General features: G+C 64.6%; 4 protein-coding genes and 1 rRNA gene. 2 read left to right on the top strand and 3 right to left on the bottom strand.

The window, feature by feature from the left end; all coding sequences use genetic code 11:
• The 3 genes from LGM42_RS32870 to LGM42_RS32860 form a co-directional block, all read right to left on the bottom strand.
• Positions 1–104 (bottom strand): 16S ribosomal RNA (locus LGM42_RS32870); the annotation flags it as partial.
• Positions 105–684: 580 nt separating this feature from the next.
• Entirely contained in the window at positions 685–1,215 is a 531-nt protein-coding gene (locus LGM42_RS32865) for a cytochrome b (RefSeq protein WP_226234404.1), read from the bottom strand.
• Positions 1,215–2,300 (bottom strand): catalase family peroxidase, encoded by a 1,086-nt coding sequence (locus tag LGM42_RS32860; protein WP_226234403.1) that lies wholly within the window; start codon positions 2,298–2,300, stop codon positions 1,215–1,217. The genes LGM42_RS32865 and LGM42_RS32860 overlap by 1 nt, the downstream gene beginning before the upstream one ends.
• A 158-nt stretch (positions 2,301–2,458) precedes the next feature.
• Here LGM42_RS32860 and LGM42_RS32855 point away from each other — a divergent pair, with 158 nt between their 5' ends.
• Entirely contained in the window at positions 2,459–2,980 is a 522-nt protein-coding gene (locus LGM42_RS32855; protein WP_059580351.1) for a sigma-70 family RNA polymerase sigma factor, read from the top strand.
• Positions 2,977–3,735 (top strand): anti-sigma factor family protein, encoded by a 759-nt coding sequence (locus LGM42_RS32850; RefSeq protein ID WP_226234402.1) that lies wholly within the window; start codon positions 2,977–2,979, stop codon positions 3,733–3,735. The genes LGM42_RS32855 and LGM42_RS32850 overlap by 4 nt, the downstream gene beginning before the upstream one ends.
• The last annotated feature ends 574 nt before the right edge of the window (positions 3,736–4,309 follow it).

Below are 4,309 nucleotides of genomic sequence, written 5' to 3'. Positions count from 1 at the left end.
TCGCCACTCGCCACCAGGTGCAAGCACCCGTGCTGCCGTTCGACTTGCATGTGTAAGGCATGCCGCCAGCGTTCAATCTGAGCCAGGATCAAACTCTTCAGTTCAAACCTGTTACTGTTTTCGGTTCGGTTAAGAACCGGTCGCTCACTCAAAGCTGACAGGAATATGAATCACTTCATAAACCTGACTTACTTTAGTGTGAGACTCTTGATACTTTTGCTATCTGATCCGAGGATCAGCTCGCTTTCATCAAGCGCCCACACTTATCGGCTGTTAATTTTTAAAGAGCATGTCTGCGAGAAACTTCGTGTTTCCCAGCAGCGCTGCGTTTTCAGCAGCAGAGAAGCGAGATTATCAACCGTTTTTTGAGACTCGTCAACAACTTTTTTAACTACTTCGCTGCGACGACTGCGGTTTAATTTCGCGTGCACTGGAATCGATAAAACCGACTTCAACAGCACCGCTTCCCTCTTCTTCCCCCGCGCCGCGTTTCCGTTAGCGCGAAAGAGGCGTGATTCTATGCATCTGCCCCAGTCTCCGCAACCCCTTTTGTGAAATATTTTTGACGTGCTATGGCGGGGGCCGCCGAGCACTTCCCAGTGCTCATATATAAGACGACACGGCAGGCGCGGCCTCGGTCGCCCCTGAACAGCCCCCGCCGTATCGAACGCAACCTTCCGTCGATTACCGCCCCACCATCGCCCTCACCACGCCGTCCCGCCGAATCAGCCCGTGATACAGCGCCGCGGCAAAGTGCGCGAGGAACGTCAGGAAGAAGAGATACGCCAGCACGCGATGCGCAATCCGGAGCCAGGCGAACGTCACCGGATCAGCCGACACCAGCGCAGGCAACTGCACGCCGCCGCCCAACGTCACCGGATATCCGCCCGCCGACAGCATCGCCCAGCCGATCAGCGGCATCGCCACCATCAGCGCATACAGCACGAGATGCGACCCGTGCGCGGCCACCTTCTGCCACCACGGCAGATCGTCGGGCAACGCCGGCGGCTTCGACAGCATCCGCACCACGATCCGCACGCACACGAGTACCAGCACGGCCACGCCCAGCGGCTTGTGAATCGCCACCAGTATCTCGTGCCGCTCGGAAACCGACGCCACCATCCCCACTCCGATGAACAACATCGCGAGAATCATCGCGGCCATCACCCAGTGCAGCACCCGCGCCGGCAAACTAAACGTCGTCGAAGCCTTCATCACCGTCCCTCCCCACTCACTCGCGCCACGCCTGCCACGCCGGCCTCTTCACTCGTGCGCCGCAGATACGAATCCGCATACGCGGCCGAGCGCGCCGCCAGCAACGGATCGCCCGACACCTGGATCCCCTGCGGCAGCACCGTCGGGTCGTAATTCACGTCGCGGCACGGGCCGCTATCCTGCGCCTCCACGCGGTCGAGCACGAGCGTGCCCGCATCGATCGTCTTGCGCTGCGCGGGCCAGACCTTCGTCGCGTCGTCCACCGGGTCGCCGGGCTCCGCCAGCGTGACCAGCAGCTTCCACTTCTGCGGGCCGGCCGCGATGCGCTGCGTCACGTCCTGTTGCAGCACGTTCGGATCCGCGGCCGTCGCGACGTCGCCGGCGCCGGCCGTCTGCTCCGGCACGACGCGCCACCGCACGGCCTGGCGCTTGCCGGCCGCATCGACAAAGTAGAACGCGTTCAGCCCGTAATAGCTTTCGGTGACGTAGCTCGCGCTCGGCTTCGCACCCTTCACCCACTGCAGGAACGCGGCCGCCTCCGGATGCGCGCCGAAGAATGCCTTCACCTTCGCCGGATCGGGCTTGCCCGTTTTCGGATCAGGCCGGGTCGCGAGCGTCTGCTCGTAGAACGCCTGCGGCGTCGCCACCGGAAACACCGGCATCGCGTTCATCCCGGTCCGCCATTGCTGGCCGTCCGGCGCGGTGAGCTTCAGTGCGAGGCTGCGGATCGGCACGCTGCTGTCGGGCGCGTACGGGTTCCCGCCCGGCAACGCGAAGCGCCCGACCACCGGCGTGCGCACCGGCTTGAAGAACGGCGCGACCGAATACGCGCTCGCCGCGCCGTTGCCTTCGAAATAGCCGGTCACGCACACGCCCTTCGCGTGATTGCGCCGGTAGCCGGGATGGATGCCGCTGTTGGTCTGCAGCGCGTCGACGAGCCGGTGCGGGGTCAGACGCGCCGGCGCGAGCCATCCGCCGGCATACCCGAACGCCGCCGCCACGCCGGCCACCGCGCCGCCGATCACGGCCCAGCGCCACCACCCGCGCCCGGGCTCGCGCTGCGGCGAAGAAGAAGATTGCTTCATGAATGCACTCCCGATCGTCAGATCATTGTCGAACGCGCGTAGGACGCCGCCCGCACCGCTTTATTCCACGAAAAGTTTTTTCGTATGCTGGAGGGAATAACCGATGCCGGCCGGCGTCTTACGCGGCATCTACGACCCTTTCGGCAACCGGCCCCGCCATGCCCTCCACCGCCCTCGACGACGAAGCATTGCGCGAACTCATCCCCAGGCTGCGACGTTTCGCGCTCTGGCTGGCGCGCGACGTCCATGCGGCCGACGATCTCGTCCAGTCGACGCTCGAGCGCGCGCTGTCGCGCTGGACGAGCCGTCGCGACGACGCGTCGCTGCGCAGTTGGCTCTTCACGATCCTGTACCGACAATTTCTCGACGGCAAACGCAGCGCGAAGCGCTACGCGTGGCTGCTCGGCCGCATCCACGACGACGACGAAGCACACTGGCCGTCCGCCGAACGCGAATTCGCGGCGCGCGCGACGCTCGAAGCATTCGGCCGGCTCTCGGACGAACAGCGCAGCCTGCTGCTGCTCGTCGCGGTCGAAGGCTTCACCTATCAGGAAGTGGCCGACCTGCTCGAGGTGCCGATCGGCACCGTGATGTCGCGGCTGTCCCGCGCGCGCCAGGCGCTGCGCCAGCTGAGCGACGGCGAACTTCCTGCTCCTTCCTTGCGGTTGATGAAAAAATGAACACGCCTCCGAACGAACATGACCTTCAGGCCTATGTCGACGGCCAGCTCGACGACGATGCGCGCGCCGCAGTCGAGCGCTATCTCGCGCTGCATCCGGCCCGCGCGGAACAGGTGAAGCAATGGCAGCAGGACGCGCAGCGGTTGCGGGCCGCGCTCGAGAGCGTGCGGATGCCAGCGGACAACCCCGCGCTGGATCCGGCCACGATTCGCGGCCGGCGGGCTGAGCGCGCGCGCATGCGGTTCGCGATGGCGGCTTCGTTCGTGTTCTGCGTCGGGCTCGGGACGTTCGGCGGATGGCAGGCGCGCGGGTGGAACGCGGCGCCGCCGATCGCGCCGATGAGCGATGCGGTCAAGGCTTATCAGATGATGGTGGTCGATCGAACGGCCAAGGTCGATTACCGGCCGACCGGTGCGGGCGATTTGCAGGGATGGCTCACCAAAGGCGTGGGCGCATCGGCGAAGCTGCCGGATTTGAGCGCGGCGGGGTTCAGGCCGGTCGGTGGGCGGTTGTTCACGACGGACAGCGGCGCTACTACTGCGATGGTGCTCTATGAGGATGATGCGGGACGGACGCTGAGCTTCTATCTCCGGCCGGCGGAATCGGGACATCGGCTGTTGCCGAACGGGCAACGCGCGGATGGCGCGCTGCTCGCGCGGTATGGGTCGGTGAACGGGCTCAATTATGCGGTGGTCGGGCCGGCCGGCAGCGTCGGGGAGAAGGCGATCGCGCAGGCGCTCGATCAGCAGACTTGAAGTAGCGGGATGCGCGCCCGGCAGGCGGTTGGTGGTGACCGCCAGCGGCTTTTGTGGGGCGGCCCGGCGGGCTTGAACGAGCTCATGCTCACCAGTCGAGCGCACAGCGTTTCGACTGACTTTCCCGGGCTGTTGTTCACATCGGAACCCCGGCGGCGCCCTCACCTTTGGAATCACAGGGTTTCGAGTCGCTGCGGAACGGGATATCCACATCGATCACGGGTAAGCGATCTGGCTTCCAAGGCGGGCTGCGATCCTGTCCGTCCAGGTAGAGTCGCCATGGGAACCTGGCTGCCGGCGAGCATCTTGTTGGCTCGGCGCACAAACACCCAGTGCCAAACCCAGAGGAAAACCTTGACGCCGCCGGCGACGGAGCCCATGGCATTGCGTATCAACGAAAGAACGTGGGCAAGCACCACCCGATGCAGCTGATCCGGCCGAGCGAGCGGAGCCTATCCGAACCTTTGTGTGTGAGGCATAAACTGATGGCCAAGGAGCCACGTTATGCCACGCAAACGTAAGGAAGAAGCGACCGTAGAACCGGGCAAGGGCTTGAACCTGGACCCGGAACTGA

Origin of the sequence: Burkholderia sp. AU39826 (assembly GCF_020419965.1) — a bacterium.
GTDB classification, from domain to species: Bacteria; Pseudomonadota; Gammaproteobacteria; order Burkholderiales; family Burkholderiaceae; genus Burkholderia; species Burkholderia semiarida.
The sequence above is the reverse complement of the archived record's forward strand: the minus strand, read 5'-3'. Positions and strand labels throughout refer to the sequence as shown.

Bases quoted from the DNA above. Each gene is read 5' to 3' on its own strand.
- LGM42_RS32850 (WP_226234402.1), top strand. From the start codon at position 2,977: ATGAACACGCCTCCGAACGAACATGACCTTCAGGCCTATGTCGACGGC.
- LGM42_RS32860 (WP_226234403.1), bottom strand. From the start codon at position 2,300: ATGAAGCAATCTTCTTCTTCGCCGCAGCGCGAGCCCGGGCGCGGGTGG.
- LGM42_RS32855 (WP_059580351.1), top strand. From the start codon at position 2,459: ATGCCCTCCACCGCCCTCGACGACGAAGCATTGCGCGAACTCATCCCC.
- LGM42_RS32865 (WP_226234404.1), bottom strand. From the start codon at position 1,215: ATGAAGGCTTCGACGACGTTTAGTTTGCCGGCGCGGGTGCTGCACTGG.